This window comes from Paenibacillus sp. GXUN7292 (genome assembly GCF_050864975.1).
Lineage (GTDB): Bacteria > Bacillota > Bacilli > Paenibacillales > Paenibacillaceae > Pristimantibacillus.
This window is the reverse complement of record NZ_JBOZWO010000031.1, coordinates 31,241-51,621: the sequence shown is the minus strand read 5'-3', so window position 1 is coordinate 51,621 and position 20,381 is coordinate 31,241. Positions and strand designations below refer to the sequence as shown.

At 43.7% G+C, this 20,381-nt stretch carries 15 protein-coding genes; 13 read left to right on the top strand and 2 right to left on the bottom strand.

Annotation, left to right across the window (positions count from 1 at the left end):
• Window position 1: 1 nt before the first annotated feature.
• The 13 genes from ACRRU2_RS21215 to ACRRU2_RS21155 all read left to right on the top strand — a co-directional run bounded on the left by ACRRU2_RS21215 (window position 2) and on the right by ACRRU2_RS21155 (window position 17,808).
• Window positions 2-202 carry a YwbE family protein gene (locus ACRRU2_RS21215; protein ID WP_331697374.1) on the top strand — a complete coding sequence of 67 codons (201 nt, stop codon included), beginning with the start codon at window positions 2-4 and terminating at the stop codon, window positions 200-202.
• A gap of 87 nt (window positions 203-289) precedes the next feature.
• Window positions 290-1,507, top strand: a complete 1,218-nt coding sequence (locus ACRRU2_RS21210) for an ROK family protein (protein WP_432504805.1) — start codon at window positions 290-292, stop codon at window positions 1,505-1,507.
• Window positions 1,508-1,606: 99 nt separating this feature from the next.
• Entirely contained in the window at window positions 1,607-2,440 is an 834-nt protein-coding gene (locus tag ACRRU2_RS21205; RefSeq protein WP_331697372.1) for a carbohydrate ABC transporter permease, read from the top strand.
• On the top strand, window positions 2,437-3,717 hold the full coding sequence (locus ACRRU2_RS21200) for a beta-galactosidase (RefSeq protein ID WP_432504802.1): 1,281 nt from the start codon (window positions 2,437-2,439) through the stop codon (window positions 3,715-3,717). Before ACRRU2_RS21205 ends, ACRRU2_RS21200 begins: the two co-directional genes overlap by 4 nt.
• Window positions 3,718-3,766: 49 nt before the next feature.
• Entirely contained in the window at window positions 3,767-5,155 is a 1,389-nt protein-coding gene (locus tag ACRRU2_RS21195; RefSeq protein WP_331697370.1) for an extracellular solute-binding protein, read from the top strand.
• A 52-nt stretch (window positions 5,156-5,207) separates the two neighbouring features.
• Window positions 5,208-6,119, top strand: coding sequence for a carbohydrate ABC transporter permease (locus ACRRU2_RS21190; RefSeq protein ID WP_432504800.1), 912 nt, complete (start codon window positions 5,208-5,210; stop codon window positions 6,117-6,119).
• Window positions 6,120-6,138: 19 nt separating this feature from the next.
• Window positions 6,139-7,143: an SGNH/GDSL hydrolase family protein gene (locus tag ACRRU2_RS21185; protein WP_432504798.1), complete on the top strand. Its 1,005-nt coding sequence runs from the start codon at window positions 6,139-6,141 to the stop codon at window positions 7,141-7,143.
• Window positions 7,144-7,193: 50 nt separating this feature from the next.
• Window positions 7,194-9,302: a hypothetical protein gene (locus ACRRU2_RS21180; RefSeq protein ID WP_432504796.1), complete on the top strand. Its 2,109-nt coding sequence runs from the start codon at window positions 7,194-7,196 to the stop codon at window positions 9,300-9,302.
• 433 nt (window positions 9,303-9,735) lie between these two features.
• Window positions 9,736-11,634 (top strand): hypothetical protein, encoded by a 1,899-nt coding sequence (locus ACRRU2_RS21175; RefSeq protein ID WP_432504794.1) that lies wholly within the window; start codon window positions 9,736-9,738, stop codon window positions 11,632-11,634.
• 81 nt (window positions 11,635-11,715) lie between these two features.
• Entirely contained in the window at window positions 11,716-12,684 is a 969-nt protein-coding gene (locus ACRRU2_RS21170) for an ABC transporter permease (RefSeq protein WP_432504792.1), read from the top strand.
• Window positions 12,684-13,562 (top strand): carbohydrate ABC transporter permease, encoded by an 879-nt coding sequence (locus ACRRU2_RS21165; RefSeq protein ID WP_432504790.1) that lies wholly within the window; start codon window positions 12,684-12,686, stop codon window positions 13,560-13,562. The genes ACRRU2_RS21170 and ACRRU2_RS21165 overlap by 1 nt, the downstream gene beginning before the upstream one ends.
• 250 nt (window positions 13,563-13,812) lie before the next feature.
• The gene (locus tag ACRRU2_RS21160) at window positions 13,813-15,348 is read left to right on the top strand and encodes an extracellular solute-binding protein (protein WP_432504788.1); all 1,536 of its coding nucleotides are present in this window, start codon (window positions 13,813-13,815) and stop codon (window positions 15,346-15,348) included.
• 159 nt (window positions 15,349-15,507) lie between these two features.
• Window positions 15,508-17,808: a helix-turn-helix domain-containing protein gene (locus ACRRU2_RS21155; protein WP_432504786.1), complete on the top strand. Its 2,301-nt coding sequence runs from the start codon at window positions 15,508-15,510 to the stop codon at window positions 17,806-17,808.
• An 840-nt stretch (window positions 17,809-18,648) separates the two neighbouring features.
• Here ACRRU2_RS21155 and ACRRU2_RS21150 read toward each other — a convergent pair.
• Window positions 18,649-18,984, bottom strand: coding sequence for a thioredoxin family protein (locus tag ACRRU2_RS21150; RefSeq protein ID WP_432504784.1), 336 nt, complete (start codon window positions 18,982-18,984; stop codon window positions 18,649-18,651).
• Between the two features lie 87 nt (window positions 18,985-19,071).
• Window positions 19,072-20,235, bottom strand: coding sequence for a tryptophan synthase subunit beta (trpB, locus tag ACRRU2_RS21145; protein ID WP_432504782.1), 1,164 nt, complete (start codon window positions 20,233-20,235; stop codon window positions 19,072-19,074).
• Window positions 20,236-20,381 lie beyond the last annotated feature (146 nt).

The window sequence follows — 20,381 nt, the reverse complement described above, 5'->3', positions numbered from 1 at the left end:
AATGAGTAATGGAAAATTGCGCAGCAGCATAAAGCCGGGTCTCGAGGTCGATATTGTGCTGAAGCAGGATCAAAGAACTGGAAAACTGACGCGAGGGGTTGTGAAGGATATTTTAACGAACTCCGCACAGCATCCGCATGGCATTAAGGTTAGGCTGCAGGACGGGCAGGTAGGCAGAGTTCAATCTATTGTATCGCTGTAATAAAAAAAAAGTAAGTTTTACAGATTGGCTATTTTAATATATTATATTAGTTAAGTTAATTATTAAATAGTTAGTGAGGAGTTCATATTGAAGAGTAAAGCGGGGAACCCAAAATTAATCCGGTCAACTAATCTTAATTTGATAACAGATTTAGTTAGAAAACAGGGACCTATTTCTAGAGCTGATGTAGCTAAAATATTAAAATTGAGTGCGCCGAGCGTATCTTCCATCACGGAGCATTTGCTTGCCATGGGCATTGTGGAGGAGGTAGGGACGCGTGATTTGGTCGGCAGCGGCAGGCCTCCTATTATGCTGAGCTTTAATCAGCACTATGGTTATATTATTGCAATCGATTTGGCTGGTGACAAAATACGTCTTGCAGTAGGGGATTTGCAAGGAAACATCATCGTTGATGATGAGGTTATGTTCTCTTTGCGTGCAAATATTACTAAGGATGATTTCACAACTGTCATGAATCGAATTAAGCAATTGCTGCAGCAGCAAAATATTTCAAATGAAAAAATACAAGCCGTCTGTGTAGGCACGCCTGGTATTATCAATAAGGAAACAGGCTTCTTTCAAGCTGCGCCTCGCTACAAGGAATGGAATAAAATTAATATACGCCAGCTCATTAAGCAGGAATTTCAATCTGATGTCATCGTGATGAATGATATTAATCTTAGCGTTATAGGCGAAAGCCGCTACGGAGCCGGCAGAGGCTTCTCTAACTTGCTGGGCATTAATATAGACATAGGTATTGGAGCGGGCATGATCATTCAAGGGCAGTTGTACGAAGGCAGCCGACTTGCTGCCGGTGAAGTAGGCTATTGGATTTGTGATACGCCTAGTATCGATGAGCCGGAAAATTTTCATAAGCATTATTTAGATTATCGTTTATCGCTTCATGCGCTTATGGGTAAAGTAAAACAGGACTTGCAAAATGGGCAAGCAAGCAAAATATTGGATTATTGCCAGCATAATTTGGATAAGATTACCTTTGAAGCCTTTTGCAAAGCTGTAGAAGATGGGGATGCCTATTGCATAAAGATGACAAAAGAACTGGTACAGTCGCTGTCCGTAGTATTGGCTAATATGAGCGTACTGCTTGATCTCGAGCTTATTGTAATTGGCGGGGACATTATTAAATTAGGCTATTCCTTCGTTCAGCCTTTGCGAGAACTGGTTAATCGGATGGTGCCGTTAACGACAACGATAGTATTTTCTGAGCTGGGCGAACGTTCAGGCATATACGGAGGCTTTGCTGTTGCCCTGGATCATGTAATGAGCCAGCTGTTTGAAGAATAGTCGACATAAAGAAATGAGAAATAGCAGGTTGACGAGTCTCATTTCATCCTTTATTATTAAGTTAAGTTAATTAATTAATTAGTTGAGAAGGGGGAAGCCATGCAGCGTAAGTGGATACTAGGAGCCTCGATCACTCAAATCTTGTTTATGATTTATGCTCTTTCGATTATTTACCCGTTTATTTGGATGTTTATTAATTCTTTCAAAACAGGACCTGAGTTTTATCAAAATATTTGGTCGCTGCCTGAGCAATGGAGATGGTCGAATTACACAAAGGCTTGGAATGATACCGGCCTGGGCACTTATTTTATAAATAGTGTTTTTATAACATCAGTAGGAACGGCGCTAGCTGTACTGTCCGCAGCGACATCTTCCTATGTCGTGGCTAAGTATAAGTTTCCTGGAAGCGGCATCATTTTCTTTTTTGCGGTATCTACATTTTTAATTCCATCTGTCGGATCTTTGGCAGCTCTGTACAAGCTAATGATTGATTTAAGCCTGTTTAATTCCCATTTGGGACTTTTGATATTGTATTCGGCTGGCTTGAGCATGAACTTTATTATATTGTACGGCTTTTTCAAGGGTGTCTCTTGGGAATATGCCGAAGCGGCTTATATGGATGGAGCGAATGATTGGCAAATATTTTTCCGCATTATGCTTCCGATGGCCAAGCCCGGCTTGGCGGCAGTTGGATTAGTTACGATGATTGGAATATGGAATGATTACTTTTTGCCGTATATATTTCTGCAGGACAGAAAGCTGTTTACAGTGTCCGTAGGGCTGCAGGATCTTGTGTTGAAGCAGCAGTATGCAGCCGATTGGACAACTTTGTTTGCAGCATTGACGATGTCTACCATTCCAATCTTAATCGTATACTTCTTTCTGCAAGACCGTTTGATTAGCGGATTGACAACAGGGGGACTTAAAGGATGAGAAAGATATATCTGATATCCTCGTTCGTAATTATATTATTGGTGGTGCTAGCAGTAATGACTTTATTCAAAAAAGACGAAAACAATCAGACAACAACAAACAACGAAGTATTTCCGATCGGGCTATGGGTTTCTCCGCCTGTTGATCAGATAACGATGGGACGCTATAAGGAAATCAAAGATGCTGGCATCACGTTTATAACGGGGTTTGCCGAATGGACAGGCGGCGAGGAGGCACAAAAAAAATCGCTTGATTTTGCCGCTGCCAATGATTTGAAAGTAATTTTGCGCGATCCGAGTATTAACGCACTTGGCATGGATGAATTGGAGCAAATGAAAGATAAAATTACTGCTTATTCCAGTCATCCTGCATATATGGGCCATGTTTTTTATGACGAGCCCTCTCGCCAGCAATTTGAATGGCTTACAGCTATGAAGGATGAATATAGCAAGCACGCGCCTAATGGACTAGCCTATATTAATCTATTTCCAACGTATGCTTCGGTAGAACAGAAAGGCGGAACCTCCGTAGAGTATGTGCAGGACTACTTGCAAACCTTTAAACCAAGCGTGTTGTCTTATGATCATTATCCTTTTCTAAAAAAGACCTCGGAAGATGAAAGCGCGAACATTACAGAGGATTATTACTATAATCTTGAACTGATACGCAGTGAAGCATTGAAAGCCAATACTCCATTCTGGCTGTTCATTCAGACGCTGGACTTTAACCTGACTCATCGTGATCCGACGGAGGATGAGCTGCGTTGGCAAATATATACCAGTCTTGCTTATGGCGCTAAAGGCATTCAATACTTTACTTACTGGACTCCTAAACCTGGCGGCAGTGAAACTTTTGGCAAGGGGATCATCGACCTTGAAGGCAATCAGACGAGACATTACGGAGAAGTACAACGATTAAACAAGGAAGTCCAGGCTCTCGGGCGTCAGCTGCTGAATTTAAAATCAGAAGGCGTCATTCATCACGGGTTTGTTCCCCCTCTAATAGCAGAGTTAAAGGAATCCTTTGGTCCTATTGAAGAAATAGCAGGCGATCCAGCTGTTATTGGCTGCTTCAGCGATGATAAGGGACAATCCAGCATTTTGGTTGTTAATGCAAGCTATGAGAAGTCTTCATCTACGACAATATCTTTAAAGCCAAACATCAAAAACATAACGTTGTGGAAAAATGGCGAGCCCCAAACAAGTAAAGTAGTGGGCGGCAAGGTTGAATTGGAGCTTATACCAGGACAAGGTGTCTGGATCCAGCTTGGGAAATAAGGCGGCATATGCGGCTTTATATCATAAAAATATTAAGGGGTGTACGTCAATGAAGTCTACATTAACTCGTCATCGTTTTTTTGTAATAACCGCAATTGTACTCGTTATGATGCTTGCAGTAAGTGCTTGTTCCAGCGGCAAGGAAAACAACAACGGATCCGGCAAGGGATCAAACACACAGCAAGAAGGAGGAAAAGGAGAGGCGGCAAAGAAAAAAGTGCTGAAAGTCGCCTTTTTTCAGGGAGGTTTTGGTGACGCATGGTTTAAAGAATTAAAAGCAGGCTTTGAAGCCTTGCATGAAAATGTAACGGTAGAGCTGGAAGGCGACCCTGGCATTATGGAAAAGATGGGTCCGCGCTTTGAGTCGGGAGCTAATTTGCCAGATGTCGCTTTTCTTACAAATACGCATTGGCAAATGTGGGCGGCACAAGGATACTTGGCGGATTTGACGGACTTTTTCAACGGCCCGGGAGCTGACGGCGTATCGATTAAAGAGTCGTTAAACGCTGCAGCTCAGCAATACGCGGTATATCAAGACAAGGCGTACCAAATTCCATGGTCTGATGGCGTGCTCGGCATGGCTTACAACAAAGGAATGTTTGAGGAGAATGGCTGGGAAGTGCCAAAAACTTGGGACGAGTTTGCAGCGCTAGCCGAAAAAATTCAGCAAAAGGGCATTGCGCCAATCGTTTATCCAGGCAAAGTTGCCGGCTATTGGGACTTTGTGGTGAAGCCTATGATTGTACAAGCTGGAGGGTTTGAGTATTTGGATGAGTTTTTGAATATGACAACGCCTGAGGTGATGGGCAATCCGGCCAGATTGGCTGCTCTGCAGCAATTTGAAGCGATTTTCAAACAGGGCTGGACATTAAAGGGCTCGGAAGCTTTGAATCATACGGAAGCGCAAATGGAATTTGTAAATGGCAAGGCTGCCATGATTCCTAACGGAAACTGGCTGGAAATTGAGATGAAAGCTTCCACCCCTGAAGGTTTCCGTATGGGCATGATGCCCGTTCCTGCAGTGAGCAATGCCAAAGAGCCTAACGTTTATTTCAGCATGATCGGAGATATTACGGTAGTACCGGCAAAAGCAAAGGAACAAGAGCTTGCGAAAGAGTTTATCGCATTTGCAGCTTCCAAAGAAATGAACAAAAAGTTCACGGAATTGACAGGCAACTTTAGACCATTTAATTATTCTCTTGAAGGCGTGGAAGTTTCAGAGTTTACAAAAAGCGTGATGGACATTATGAATAACAACAAGCCGTTCACTTTTAACTCTAACCACCCTATGTTTATAAAAATGACCATGTATCCGTCGGGAGATGCATACGGCAATATCGTATTTGGTACCAAGACAGCTGAGCAGCAGTTTAATGACGACTTATCGTTTGCAAAAGAAAAATGGGATGCCTATAAAAAAGAAGTAGGAATGGAATAAGATGCAAGGGGGAGCCTGTCGGCTTCCCCGGCTTTGAAAGCAGGGGATATTGATGCGATGGTTTTCCAACCGCTCGAAACGGATGAGGCTTTTATTTATTTTATCAATGACCATCTATCCAGTGGCTCATTATTTATTGTTTACGATATATGTAAACTTCAATACCATTTTGTATTCTTTTAAACGCTGGAACATTTCGACCGGCAAAATCGATTGGGTCGGCTTTTATAATTTTACAGATATAATAGAAAAAATTGCGACTCAACCGCCTTACAAATATGCCATAAGAAATACACTTCTATGGATACCTTTAAACATAGCTGTTTTACTGCCGCTTTCTTTAGTGGTTGCCTATTTTTTCTCGAAAAAAATAAAGCTTCACAATTTTTATCGGATTGTGTACTTTTTTCCTTCTATTTTATCTATCGTCATCATCACAATGGTTTTTTCATTTATGGTTAGTCCTAATCTAGGTGTTGTGAATGCGGTTTTGGATGCGGTCGGACTTGAAAGCTTAAAGCGTTCCTGGCTTGGTGATCCATCCACTGCACTAGGAACAGTTTTTTTCTTTTGCGTATGGGCTGGAATAGGGTTCAACGCAGCTATATTGCTGGGTGCAATCGGGCGAATTCCTAATGACCTGTATGAAGTCGGCATGCTAGAGGGGATTACAAAAAGAAAAGAACTTATTAAAGTTGTTATTCCTATGATATGGCCGACGATTTCAACCTTAGTCATTATTGGAACAAGCGGCGCGTTTACCATTTTTCTGCAGTCCAAGCTGCTGAGCAACGGCGGGCCAAACTTTACTACCAATACAGCTGCGCTGCAAATAGTTAATTTAGTAAGTGACGGAAATTATGGCACAGCATCTGCATTTGGAGTTATGCTCGCTATTGTTGGCGGAGTTATCACTTGGATGATTAAGTGGTTCTTGGATAAAAAAACAACGGTTGAATATTAAAGCATAGGATGCGGTGCTAATGAAAATGTGTAAACAGATAGGTGAGGCTGTTGTATTTGAAAAAGAAGCGCCCCATTCGCTGGCTAATCACAATATTCAAAGCGGCAGTTTGAAATTGTATAAAAGATCGATTCAGTCTGAAGATGAGATCGTATATGTTCCTATCGTTGATTATATTGTGAACGAGCAGGAAGGAATCATTCAAAGGACAAAGGATAGCCGCATACCGGACTGGTCCCGCCATATTTTTTATGGGCAGCAAAAGTTCGACCAAACTGGCCTCAAGGATTACAGCAATGAGCCATTTACCTTGTATGCCGATTATTGTTGTCTTGGCGATATGGATGCAGCTGAAAACGTAAATGCGCCCACTATTGAAGAGGCGCTGCCTGTTTGCTCTGCAAGGCATCTTGCGGGAGAGCCTATTGTTTATGTCGTATATGGCGATAGTATCAGTACGGGAGCTGAGGCGAGTCAACAGCGCTATGCTTATTCCTACCTATTATATGAAAGCTTGAAGAAGAACTTCCCCAACAGCCCTGTTCATTACGAGATGAAGGCACTTGGCGGGGAAACGAGCAAGGGCGGCTTAAGCAGACTGGCCGACGATGTTATAGCTGTAAAACCGCAATTAGTTACGATTGGATATGGCATGAACGATCAAAATCGATTGCAGCTGCATAGCAATGATGTACCTGTCGAGCAATTTGAGGACAATATTCGGCAAATGGTCGAAGCGCTGCGTACCCAGGCACAGATCGATATAATTCTGGTAACCCCATGCGCGCCTAATCCGCTGTGGAAATTCAGCAGCGGTGAAATCGGCCAGTATGCAGAGGCCTTACGTGCGATAGGAAAGGAATATGAAATTCCAGTCGCCGATGCCTATGCAGTATGGATGGAGCAGATAGAGGCCGGAAAAACGTATGAAAGCTTACTGTTAAATAATATCAATCATCCCAACGATTATGGACACTCCATTTACTTCCGATCCTTTGAACGATTATGGCAGTCCAGGCTTTAGTTAAACGGTGCAAGCGGTTTAAGCTGAATTAATAAATGGAGGGATTATTCGTGTTGAAGAAAAGCATAAGTATGTTTCTTGCCATGCTATTGCTGGCAGCAAGCTTCTCCGAAATCGGATCGGCATACAGTCCAGCTATTCAATCGTTTCCAATCGGTATTTTTTGGCCGCCTTCTCCTTCTAATACAACTAATGCCAACTATGCTGATATAAGCGCAATGAACGCCAACTTTATTGTGGGCGGCAATGGAGTGAGTGATTTTACTTCTAGTGATGCCGCTCTTAGCTATGCAGATAACCATGGATTAACGCTGCTGGTTGAGGATAGCCGGTTAATTTGGAGGGAGCATACTGTTTCTCAGAATAGCTCTGGGCATGGGTTGTTTGTAAGTACAACCTCTTCATTGGGGCAAACCATCCGTACGCCTGCAGGGTCGGGATGGGGACTAAATCGAGTTCAATTTTATATCGACAAGCTAAATTGGCCGGCAGGCACCACCATTACGCTTCGTTTGTATGACAGCCCTGCCAAAAGCCAGTTGATTGCTTCGGATGCGATTACAGCTCCTGTTTCTACCTACTATCCGGTCTTTAACTTGCATACTGCTGTTCAAAGCAATACCGTTTATTACTTGGAATTGACAAGCAACAGCTCTACGTCAATCGGCTGGGTGACGACTAGCACGTCTAACGTATACGCGGATGGACAAGCCTACATGAACGGCGTGGCACAGTCTATAGATTTATGGTTTAATCTTGAATATTCGCAGCGAGCTTATAATGATGGCAATCAGCCAGCCCATGCAGTTATTGACGATATAGCGAATCACTATCGCAATAAAGCTGCTTTGCAAGGCTACCATGTGCTGGATGAGCCGTCTGCCTTGCAAATGACACGTTTGCAGGACACGATTCGCCGTCTCAAAATGACGGATCCCAATCATATGTCCTTTGTTAATTTATTCCCAAACTATGCCTCTGCCAGCCAGCTTGGCTTGAATCAGCAAACAGGCGAATTTGTAACGGACGCTTTCTCGCTAGGCCAGACCTTTACAACGAAGAAGGGTCAGACCCAAATCGATACAGTGCAATGGTGGATTGATAAAAACACATGGGGAACAGGCGAACAGCTGACTTTAAAGCTATGGAGCTCTCCGGCAAAAACGAGTTTGATCGCTCAAAACACATTAACTACGCCTGCTACGGAGTGGCCGCAATTTCATTTAAATGCCACGGTTTCACAAAATACGCAGTATTATATGGAGTTAACGCATAATGGCGGCGGCGATCGTTCGGTCGGCTGGGTTATCCGGTCCAATACAAATGATAATTGGTATAATGATGGGTCCGCTTATTTGAATGGCTCGCCGATTGCTGCAGATTTTTGGTTCACAATTAATCAAAATATTACAGGCGCTTCATATGAGGACTATGTTTATCGATGGATGTATACGGAACCAGACGTGCTAGTATTTGATCATTATCCATACATGGCAAACGGGCAGTTCCGCGCAGACTATTATGACAATCTTGAAGTCATTCGACGCCAGGCTAAGCTGGGCGGAGTTGATTTCTGGTCATATATTCAATCTGTCGGGGTTAACGGCGTATGGAAAGCACCATCCGAGAGCGAGATGCGCTATCAAATTTATTCTAATCTTGCGTATGGAGCAAAAGGGTATATTTACTTTACCTATTGGACTCCGGATGCCAGCGGCGGCGAGAGCTTCAATAATGGGCTTATTTTGTCTAACGGCATTAAAAATGCCTCGTACAATTGGGCTAAAAATATTAATGCGGAGGTGCTGCAGCTTGGCAGTACGCTGATGGGATTGGAGTCATTGGCGGTGTACCACACGGGGAACAGCTTGCCGGCATCAACGACGCAGCTTCCAGCTTCATTTGTTATGCAGCCTGGCAGCAACACGGTGCCGCTTGTCATTAGTCATTTCACGAATCAGGCGGGGCAGGAATATGTGATGATCGTAAACAAAAACACGGTGAGCCAACAAACGGTTTCATTTACGGTTCATTCATCAGTTAGCAATGTAAGAGAAGTATCTAAGATAGATGGACAGCTCATAGCCACTAATTTTAGTGTGGGCGGTATGTCTGTTCAGCTGGCTGCAGGGGAAGGAAAGCTGTTTAAGCTGGAGTAAGGGATAGGGAGCATTACTGCAAAGTAAGGAGGGCTCCCCGAGTTAAACTCCGTTGCTCTAACGGTTGCTATCGCTGCTATTTCGATTATTTTAGCCAGTTTGCTTGTGTGACGGTTGTGACAAGCGTTAATGCACCATTTTACGAAAAAAATAGCCGTTTTTACGATATTAAGCGCGGCTGCAACCATTAGAAAATTTTTTGCTTCATTTTAACATGATTAGCGTCTGTGGCAACCGTTAGCAGTCGCCGTTAGAAGTCACTCGTTTCGCAAAACCAATTCAATACCAGTACTTAGGGATTGCTGATTATTCGGCGGTCCTTTTTTTATTTTCCATTTTACCGATAATCATTTGATCTGATTATTTCTTTATTTAGAAATCGTTTATACACTTATCGCAGATACACTAAATGGCAGCAGGAAGGTGATTCATTTTGAAGATAGAAAATCTGGGCTCGGTTGTTTACTCCAGCTTTGGGCAAGGCGCAGCTATAAGACAGTATGAGGGCAAGAGCTCCATATGCTTCGTAGGCAATGGGCTGCCTGCCGTATTTTATGAGTTCGATTTATTTACAGGAGAATTATTGTTTTCACGGGAGCTTGAGAATCAAGATTGTGTATGGGCAATTACTCGCAATCCTGACGGCGAAGTGTATTTCAGCGGCACAAATGACGGTATTCTTTATCGTTATAGAGGAACTGGGCAGCTGGATAACTTAGGTGTGAACCCGGCGAATAATTGGGTCATTAATCTTGTATGGGAAGAACAATTTGTGTGGGGAGGAACATATCCGAATTCGAAACTGTTTTCGTATAATCATCAAACCGGAGAATTTAAAGATTATGGCACGATGGCAGAGCATGAACAGTATTCGCGCGGCATAGCCAGAGATGGCGATTGGCTTTATGTTAGCACCGGGAGCAGGAAGCATTTCTTCAAATATAATCTTGTTACAGGCGAGCAGGTGGAGATCCAGCTGGACAAGCTGACTGGCAGCAATGGTTTTCTGGACCGCTTATGGCTGGTCGATCAATATTTATTTGTAGCATCTGACTTCATTGATATGTATGTGTATGATCGGAGAACGATGGAGCTCGTCGATCAGTTTTCTTTTGATAATTTGCTGCTCACGGATCATCCGCTTGATCCGCAGCTAGTGCTCTACAAAGACGGGGCATCCTTACGGGGCTGGCATAAAAAAGAGCGCAAGGCTGTGACCGTAGTAGACGGCGGATTGCCTGTAGGACGCTGCAAGGCGTTGGAATATATCAAGCACAATGACAACGAATTTATTGCACTTGTAACCGTAAATGCGGAGCAGGCGCTTATAAATTTATCGGATATGTCCATTTCACGAAGTATGCTTAAGATTGAACCTCAGCCGCTGCTTCAAACCTGCTTGGAAGTTGCGCCGGATGGGGCGGTGTACGTAGGCGGTTATCATAGGGGGTTAAGCAAATATAATCCGGATACGAATGAGATTGAATGGACGGTTGGGTTATTTCCACAGTCTGAAGGGATGACCTTCCATAATAATCAAGTGTATTTCGGTACGTATACGAAGGCCCATTTGTATAAGTATAATCCCGAGATGCCTGTAGCATTTGACTGGTCGGCAGAAGGAAATCCAAGCTGGCTCGGACAAATTCAGCATCAGCAGGATCGTCCGTTTACGATGACTGCAGGCGATCATTATGTGTTTGCGGGTACAGTTCCTGATTACGGTCTTCAAGGAGGAGCGCTTGCAGTCTATAATACGCGCACTAACGAGCTGGAGACGTTTCCTCAGGTTGTGGAAAACCAATCTATTCTAGGGTTAGCTTACTGGAAAGGGCTAATATTTGGCGGCACTTCTGTTTGGGGCGGCCTAGGAGGCGAACCGTATGCTGGGCCTGCAAAAATTTTTGTGTGGGATGTAGAGAAAAAACAAAAAATCGCGGAGTTTATTCCTCAAATTCCAGGCGCTGCACAGCAGCCTTTAATGATTGGCGAACTTATGCTTGGCCCGGACGGATTAATATGGGGCGCCGATGATGGCACGATATTTGCTTTTGATCCCGTAACCTATGAAATTGTGAAAAGCAAAATCGTGTTTCCGACGGAATATGCGTACAGCAAATGGCGCCCGATCGTCGTGCGATTCGGCACAAACGGCTTGCTGTACACGACGCTTGCCCGCAAAATTATTGTGCTAAATCCGGAAACGCTGGAGCATCGGCAAATAACGGATGAGATTGTAGGGAATATGGCGATTGACGCGAGCAATCGGATTTATATAAACAAGGGCAGTGAGCTAGTACGCATTACAATGCCAGATAATCTTTTGAAATGATTATATCAATCGCAAGATTATATCCGTTATGATAGGCGTACATCTGAGACATCGCTGATTTATTGGGAAGGGAGCATGATCATGCAAGCGGATTCTTCTATAGACATTTCTGCTGAGTCTGTTCAGCCGCAGGAGCCAAGACGCCGCCGTTTTAAGCTGGGGTGGCTCAGGAGCGACTGGGATTTATATTTGATGCTGGTACCCGGTATTTTGTTTTTTGCTTTATTTCGTTATCTTCCAATGTGGGGGATTGTTATTTCCTTTCAGGATTACAATCCTTTCGGTGGAATTTGGAAAAGTGACTGGGTTGGTTTAAAGCATTTTATCGCCTTATGGAATTATGATGGATTTTGGTTAATTTTTCGAAACTCTATTATGTTGAGTTTGCTAAATTTAATTTTCTTTTTTCCAGTTCCGATTTTGCTTGCGCTTATGCTGAATGAGGTGCGGAAAAAGTATTTTAAAAATGTGATTCAATCTATTATTTATATGCCGCACTTTATTTCATGGGTAGTCGTAGCTGGTATTTCATATTTAATTCTGGCTACGCAAGATGGTATTGTGAATGAATATTTGACGAGGCTGGGCGGCGAGGCACAAAGCTTCCTTACGTCAAGCAATTGGTTCAGGCCGCTCATTATTTTGCAAAGCATATGGAAGGAAGCGGGCTGGGGCACAATCATTTTCCTGGCTGCTCTGTCAGGGGTTGATCCTCAGCTTTACGAAGCATCTGTGGTAGATGGCGCTAACCGCTGGAGACAGCTGTGGCATATTACGCTGCCAGCAATTCGCAGCACGATCTTTATTTTGCTCATTTTAAGATTGGGGCATATTTTGGACAACGGATTTGAGCAAATTTTCCTTATGCTTAGCGCTACTACCTATAGTGTGGGAGATGTGTTCGAAACGTATGTGTACCGCGAAGGTCTTGTAGGCGGCAAATACAGCTATACAACGGCAGTCGGCTTGTTTAAGTCTGTTGTAGGCTTAGTCATGGTTGTGCTTGCGAATCGTCTCGCTAAAAAATTCGGCGAGGAGGGCGTTTACTAATGAACAAATTCCGCAGCCGTGGCGAGAAGGCCTTTGATGTATTTAATATTTTGCTGCTGGCCGCCGCCGCCGCCATTACGCTTTTTCCGTTTTGGTACATTGCAGCCGTATCATTATCTCCCATTGAACAAGTAATGCGCGGCGGTCTGATCTTATGGCCGGAGTCGCTTACTCTGGAATCGTATAAATTGATTCTTACCAATGCTCATTTCACCAGGGCGCTTTGGATAACCGTAGCTCTTACAGCGGTCGGAACACTTACTAATCTAGTGCTCACTGCATTAATGGCATATCCCTTGTCTAAAAAAAGGCTGAAGGGCCGCAGCGCGCTGCTGTTTCTAGTATTATTTACAATGCTGTTTTCAGGAGGCATGATCCCGAGCTATCTCGTTATGAAATGGCTGAATCTATTGAATTCCTTCTGGTCTGTTATTATACCAAGCGGAATCAGCGCATTTAACCTAATCATATTGAAAAACTTTTTTCAGGGTATTCCGGAAGAGCTCGAAGAATCCGGAAAGATGGACGGCTGTACAAATACAGGAGTATTGTTCCGAATCGTGCTGCCGCTGTCGATGCCGGCTATGGCGACCTTTACGCTGTTTTACGCGGTAGGGCATTGGAATCAGTTTTTTACATCAATTTTGTATGTTACCAATTCCAAGCTCTGGCCCATTCAGGTTGTACTGCGCCAAATGATTATTCAAGGCTCCACAGAGGAGTTTCAGGCGGCAATAGCAAATGAGACAACTGAAATTATGCCAACTACGATTAAGATGGCGGCTATTATCGTAGCAACTGTTCCGATCTTGTTTGTTTATCCGTTCTTGCAGAAGCACTTTGCAAAAGGCGTGCTATTAGGTTCAGTGAAAGGCTAGTATATTAGCTTTTTATAAAGATATAAGGATGACAAAGAGACTGTCGATTAATTGTGGGCAATTATTGATAAGCAATGAGAAGAGGGAACGGAGAGCAAGAATTGGACTACAACAGCGGTCGGAATCCCAATCTTGATCGCAGTGGGACCTTTTTCTATTGCTTGTTGCCCTAGCCACAATTAATCGGCAGTCTCACAAAAAATCGTTTATCCTTGTATATATTTTTCTACTAACAGGAGGGGTTCTAATTATGCAAAAAACAAGAAAAACGCTGGCAATGGCATTAACCTTTGTGCTTATGCTTGCTTTGCTGGCAGCTTGCGGTTCAAGCGAGAAGAAAGGCGAGGGCGGGGGCAGCTCGAATAGCACACAGCCAGAAAAAAATTCTACTGCGCCTAGCAATAAGCCAAAAGAAAGATTGAAAATCAGCATGATGTATCCGCTTAGCGGCGATGCGCCGCAAAAGAGTGAGGCTTGGAAGTATATGGAGGACTTGCTTGACGTGGAGCTGGATTTGATCGCGGTTCCCGCCAGCGGATATTTGGAGAAGGTTAGCTTGACTGTCGCTTCTGGTGAGCTTCCGGATCTTATGGTTTGGACAACATACCCGGATCCAGAGCTGATTAAATACATTCGCCAAGGTGCATTCAAGCAGCTTGATGATGTAGTCGGCAATTATAAAAATATTATGGAAACACCGGAGCAAACGTTTGAAAACGTAAAGGTGGACAAAAAGCTGTATTCGATTCCACGTACTCGTCCATTGCAAACATCCGCTGCCTATATTCGCAAGGACTGGCTGGACAATTTGAATTTGGAAATTCCGAAAACAGTTGAAGAATTCGCCGATGTAGCGTTGAAATTCACAACTATGGACCCGGATCAAAACCAAAAGGATGATACGTTTGGCATTGCGCTTGGCGAAGAGCTTGTTTTCCTTGATCAATTGTGGATGGCATTCGACGCAGGCAATCAGTGGAGAGAGAAGGAAGACGGCACGCTGGAGAGCTGGCATGTATCCGAAGGCCGCAAGGAAGCAATTAATTGGGTGACAGAGCTTTACAAAAAAGGTGCTATTGACCGCGACTTCCCGGTACTTAACTATGCACAGGTTAATGAGAAATTCATTGCAGGCAAGATGGGAATTATGATTGGCGGCGGTGTTACGAACTATGGTCAGTTTTTGGCTGATGCACAGAAGCTGAATCCAAAGGCGGAGTTCATTATGATTGACCCGCCAGTAGGACCAACCGGTAAAACAGGTGTGATGCAGTCTCATGGCTTCTACGGCCATTGGGTAATCAGCAATAAAGTATCCGATGACAAGCTTGCAAAAATTATGGAGGTGCTTGATTGGCAGGCAACTCAGGAAGCTCTTGATTTCAAACGCGTAGGTATTGAAGGCATCCACTACAATATGGAGAACGGCGCACCTGTACTTACAGATCAGTATAAAGCTGACGGTGTATTGAACCTTGTCGCGCATAACAAATTCAACCCTTACTATACAACGCCAGGCGCTCCGGAAGAGGTTGCACAAGCTCAGCTGGACGAGTGGAAAAAAATCGAGAAGCTAGGCGTGCCTAACCCGGCAGTCGCAGTTCTTACGCCTGCTATGCAGGAAAAGCAAGCCGATCTGAATAAATTTGCAATGGAATACTACATCAGCGTTGTCGTTGGTCAAAAATCAATCGATACCTTTGATGCATTTGTAGAAGAGTGGAACAAAAAAGGCGGCGAGCAAATGACGAAAGAGGTTAATGAGTGGTACGCTGCCAATAAATAATTGAATAGCAATGGAAGAGGGAGAACGCTCCCTCTTTCTTCTATTTAAAGTACAGCATGAAATATGAAGAATTATCCTGTATTCATGCAGGCTAATCGTTTAATATAGAAAAGCCTGATGAAAGATTGTCGAATTTTTTTACATGAAGGAAGTGAAAGTTTGAGGTGGATAGCTTTAAATAATAGGCTGCGATTGAAGTTTATTATCGGGACATGTTTAATCGCAATTATTCCTATTCTTATCTTTAGTTTTTTTTCCTATACGATAGCATCCTCGAGCTTGCAGCAGGAGCTTGGGAGAGCCAAAATTGAAACGCTGAAGCAGGTGCAGCAGCGGATTGATGATAAGCTGATTACAATCAATAAAAATGCCATTCAGCATCTGTATACAGCTTCATTTGATTCCTTTCTATCGAAGGAAGATTTAACGACGGATCTTGCCACCTATAGAGATGTGAAGTCTTTGCTGAGCTCCATCGAAGTGCTTGTCGACAATGTAGAGTCGGCTTCTTTATATTTGAAAAAAACCGATCAGCTAATTATACATGATAGTATACGGCCTGCTGAGGAGTACATGGCGCCAATCTTATATGAAAAAATACAAAACAACAAAGAAGCTTATTTTTGGGTGGATGATCTGAATGAGCACTCCAGCCATAGACGTAGTCCCAAGAATATTACCTACGTACGCGCAGTTCCTCTAAAAGCTGAGGAGCCGCTCGGCTATATTATTATCCGTCTGAATGACCGGACTTTTTTTGAAGTTTACGATAAACAGGATAATACCTTTATGAGCGAGATGCTCATTATAACGCCGTCTGGAACGGTTTTTTCCGATTGGAATCGCGATATGCTGCAGGATGACTTGTCGCAGTATCCGCTTGTAACATCAATTTTGAATGGCGATGAGCAGGAAAGCTCGTTTTATGAATATATGGACAATAAAAAAATGCTGGTAAGCTATTGGCAGTCCCCGCTTAACAATTGGTCGTATGTATCGATTATTCCGACGACTGAGCTGATGTCCAGCTTCAATAAAATCAAAAAAATAACGATTATTGCTTGTTCAGCTTTAATTTTGGCTTGTTTGGCGGCAGCATTATTTGTCTCCAGAAATTTCTATAACGGCATAAAAAGCATCGTGGATCGTATTCGCGGAAAATCACAATGGTCAGGCTCCGGCGACCGCAAGGATGAGATCGGGCTGATCAATTCGTATATGGATACGCTTCAGGACTTGAATACTTCGCTGCATAATCAAGTGAAGCGGGATAAGCCGATTCTTGCCTCCGGTTTTGTACAAAGTATATTGCTGGAGCATGTGCGCAAAAAGGATATGGAGCAGCAGTTTGAATATTTTGATCTGCCGCGCGAAAGCTCGTTTTACTCGGCCCTTTGCGTGGAATTGAACGTCGCGGAGGAGCTGGATGAGAAGGATGTTCAGTTGTTCGTGTATGCGGCGACGAATATTTGTGAGGAAATATTCGCGGCTAACTCGCCAGGCATGATCACGAAAGCAGGGCCTAACCAGATTGCTCTTATTATGAATCATACTGCAGATTCTGTTCAGGGACGGATGAATGAGGCGTTTCGGGTGGCAGAGGAAATATCAGCGGCGATATTCGATTCTTTAAGCGTAGAGGCTACAATAGGAATTGGCCGCTGCTATGAGCGCATCGATATACGAAAATCATTTATGGAAGCGCGCAATGCGCTGCAATACAGGCTTGTCATCGGCACAGGCCATGTTATTTATGTAGAGCAGGTAGAGCCGCTGCAAGCGGAGAATGCTTATGAGTATCCGCACGAAATCGAGCAGCAAATGATGATGCAGGTAAAGGTCGGCAATTTGGAGCAGGTCAGCCAGCTGCTTGATCAATTTTCCAATAAGCTGCGCGAGGACTCCAACATAACTGCTGCCCAAGTGCTGATGTCTTATACACAGCTGGTGTCGCATGCCGTCAGAGAGTTTTATAATATTGCACCGGAAGCAGCCGCTGCTTTATTTAGTTATAACGTATTTGATAAGCTGACAGAAATGCCGACCATGTCTCATATTCAGCAGTGGGTGTACCACCATGTATTTGTCAGTATGTCCAAGCACTTCGAATCGATAAGAACGGAGAAAAGCTATAAAACGATGGAGCAGGTGCTTACCTATATTGCCGAGCATTACGATGAGGACATTTCGCAGCCGCAAATGGCGGAGATGGCTGGCATTCCTCCGTCGCATTTCAGCCAGATGTTTAAAGACGAGCTTGGCATTACATTCAGCGATTATATTATTTTGTATCGGATGGATAAAGCAAAGGAGCTGCTGCTTCAAACCGATATGAAAATATTCGAAATTGCCGAGCACTTGCGCTATCAAAATTCGCAAAACTTTATTCGTACTTTTAAGAAGACGCATGGCATGACGCCTGGAGAATACAGAAGCAAGGAGAAGAAGGACGGAGCGTAGGGGAAGGAGCGCTGGCTGTTATTGTTACTGCGTGTTGAAAAGCTATATAGCAGCTTAATTGCACGGATACAGGTTACAGAATTTGTGAGCAAACGTGCAAAAAGCCTGTGACATTCAGTCGATGAAAAACCCTTTATTTCGCGAAATGAGTTACTAAAAAGTCGTTTTGAGGAAGCGACGACCAGATCTGTATGATTTTTCATATACAATCGTGTTTTTTGGGGCATTTCAGCGGAATGTATATGAAATTTCATATATAATTAGATGTTTTGAGGTGGCAGCGACCAGTTCTGTATGATTTTTCATATACAATTGTGTTTTTTTGGGCATTTCAGCGTAATGTATATGAAATTTCATATATAATTAGCCGTTTCGAGGTGGCAGCGACCAGTTCTGTATGATTTTTCATATACAATTGTGTTTTTTTGGGCATTTCAGCGGAATGTATATGAAATTTCATATACAATTAGCCGTTTTGAGGTGGCAGCGACCAGTTCTGTATGATTTTTCATATACAATTGTGTTTTTTGGGGCATTTCAGCGGAATGTATATGAAATTTCATATACAATTAGCCGTTTCGAGGTGGCAGCGACCAGATCTGTATGATTTTTCATATACAATCGTGTTTTTTGGGGCATTTCAGCGGAATGTATATGAAATTTCATATATAATTAGATGTTTTGAGGTGGCAGCGACACGGATAGTGCTGCTAAGCTTCGCTACAATCTAAAATGAGCTGTTTTCGCTGAAATAGTGCTTGTCAGCTTCGTTAGAATTATTTCCAACAGCGTTAGCAGGTAACTTTAGTTGAACAGAAGCTGGCTGCCCGTAAAAAGGGCTTAGCTTGGAGAGTTTAACAGCTCGTAATATTGCGACAAAATATGCTCAAGCTCATCGAAAAGGATAAAGCGCGCAGCGCGATACACTTCTTTGCCTTCGTAGAACAGAAGCAACAAAGGGGATGAAAAGGCTAGAAATTCGGCCGCGCTTTCTGGCGCATCCTCAACATAAAGATAAATCCCGTTGATATTGCTGAATTGACTTTGCAGCAAAGCGTCAGCTTTGGCCTGAACTGCTTCGCATACCCCGCATTGTCTTGTTTTTAGTATAAGCAATGTGAGCGGATGCTCGGCGATGCTTTGCTTTACATCCTCTAAAGCTTGCAGCTGCTGCATAATAGCGTCCTCCTCCATCCATTTGGTTTCAAAAAGCCTCTTCGATTATTATATACGTCGAAGAGGCTTTTCAACATAGCCCGCTTATTAGCTTTTTAACATATTGTAGACTTGTTCAACGTCCTTGTCGCCGCGGCCGGACAAATTGATAATAATAATTTGATCCTTACTCATTGTAGGAGCAAGCTTCTTGGCGTAAGCAACGGCATGCGAGCTTTCCAATGCAGGGATAATGCCTTCCGTACGAGAGAGCTCCTGGAAGGCTTCCAATACTTCTTCATTGCTTACGGCATAATATTCCGCACGTTCGCTAACCTTAAGGTGGCTGTGCTCAGGTCCAATGCCTGGATAATCCAGACCGGCTGCAATGGAATACGTAGGTTTCGGATTGCCATTCTCGTCTAGCAGCACCAGGCAGCGGAAACCGTGAATAACTTCAGGAACACCTTGTGTTAGCGTAGCGGCTTGATCAGGCTCAGCGCCGATCAAACGTACAGATGGCTCGTCCAAATAATGAGCGAAAGCGCCGATTGCATTGCTGCCGCCGCCTACACAAGCGATAACCGCATCAGGCAGCCGGCCTTCCTTCTCCAGAATTTGACGCTTGGACTCCTCGCTGATGATGGACTGGAAATGCTTGACCATCGTTGGGAACGGATGCGGTCCAACTGCGGAGCCAAGCAAGTAGAAAGTGTTTTTGTAATTGACTACGAGGTCATTGAGAGCTTCGTCGACAGCATCCTTCAGACGGCCTTGGCCGGCATGAACAGGCACAACCTTGGCTCCGAGCAGCTCCATACGGAATACGTTCAATGCTTGACGTTTTGTATCCTCGGCTCCCATATAGATGACGCATTCCATATTGAACATGGCACATACGGTTGCAGTTGCAACGCCGTGCTGGCCAGCGCCCGTCTCCGCAATAATCCGTTTGGCTCCCATGCGCTTGGCAAGCAAAATTTGTCCAAGCACATTGTTGATTTTATGTGCACCGGTATGATTAAGGTCTTCACGCTTTAAGTAAATTTTGGCGCCGCCCCAAGCTTCGGTGAGCTGTTCTGCGTATGTAAGCGGGTTTTCACGCCCCACATATTCCTTCAAATAATAGCGTAATTCTTCGTTGAACTCTGGGTCATCCTTGTAGGTATAAAATTGATCAGCCAAATAGTCCATAACCTCTTGCAGCTCGGGCGGAATAAAGCTGCCGCCAAACTCGCCAAAATAACCTGCTTGCTGTTGCGCTTCGCTCATAAAATTGCATACCTCCAATAGAATAAATTCGTTAATCTTCCCCATATCATACCATTATTTTTTAAATAAAAATATCCATTTGGCCAGGTGCAGCGTCCCATTTGCCCATATTTTTTGAAAGGTGAAATGTGTCTGTCCAGCCGGAC